This window comes from Mycobacterium sp. E2699, from assembly GCF_001666745.1.
GTDB lineage: Bacteria > Actinomycetota > Actinomycetes > Mycobacteriales > Mycobacteriaceae > Mycobacterium.
The window spans coordinates 1-885 of sequence record NZ_LZJH01000001.1; the positions used below are offsets into that span (position 1 = coordinate 1).

Sequence of the window (885 nt, forward strand, 5' to 3'; positions counted from 1 at the left end):
TCGCCATCCAGTCCCAGGAGGTCTACGACCGCTATATGCACTACCTGACGGGGTGTGAAAACTTCTTCCTGAAGGGCATCAGCAACGTCGGCCAGTTCACGCTGGCCAAGTAAGTAGCGCACCGCTGGCCGGGCGCTCCCAGGCGCCCGGCTACTTCTCGCAGGTGAATTGGTTGACGTCGGTGTAGCCCTCGCGGAACAGCTTGGCGCAGCCGGTGAGGTACTTCATGTACCGGTCGTAGACCTCTTGGGACTGGATGGCGATCGCCTTTTCCCGGTTCGCCGCTAAATTCGCCGCCCACATATTGAGCGTGCGGGCGTAGTGCTCCCGCAGCAATTGCACCTTTTCGACGGTGAATCCGGCCGCGGGCGCCAATTTCAGAATGTCTTCCTGCGCCGGCAACTGCCCGCCGGGAAAGATCTGGGTGTAGATGAATCGCGTGAACCGCACGTCGCTCATGGTCAGCGAGACGCCGAGCTCGTGCAGCTGTTTTTGGGAATGCGCGAGAATCGTGTGCAGCAACATCCGGCCGTCGTCGGGCAGGATCTCGTAGGCCCGTTCGAAAAACGCCGGCCAACGGTCCGCTTTGAACGCTTCGAAGGCGCCGATCGTGACAATGCGGTCGACGTGGTCCTCGAATTCCTCCCAGCCCTGCAGCCGCACCTCGACGCTGCGCCCGGTCGGGACCTTGGCCAGCCTCGCCTTGCTGTACTCGAACTGGTTGCGGCTGAGGGTGATTCCGATGACGTTGACGTCGAACTTCTCGACCGCTCGTTGTAGCGCACCGCCCCAGCCGCAACCGACGTCGAGCAGCGTCATCCCCGGCTCGAGGTTCAGCTTGCCGAGCGCCAGGTCGAATTTGGCGTTCTGCGCCTCCTCGTGCTC

Annotated in this window: 1 protein-coding gene and 1 pseudogene; one reads left to right on the forward strand and one right to left on the reverse strand. The window is 62.3% G+C overall.

Features of this window, described 5'->3' with window-relative positions:
• Positions 1 to 113: pseudogene (locus A5696_RS27490) on the forward strand (class I SAM-dependent methyltransferase); the annotation flags it as partial.
• A gap of 37 nt (positions 114 to 150) precedes the next feature.
• On the opposite strand, the gene A5696_RS00005 reads toward A5696_RS27490, so the two are convergent.
• The coding region (locus A5696_RS00005; RefSeq protein WP_067871485.1) for a cyclopropane mycolic acid synthase family methyltransferase at positions 151 to 885 on the reverse strand (735 nt) is incomplete at its 5' end.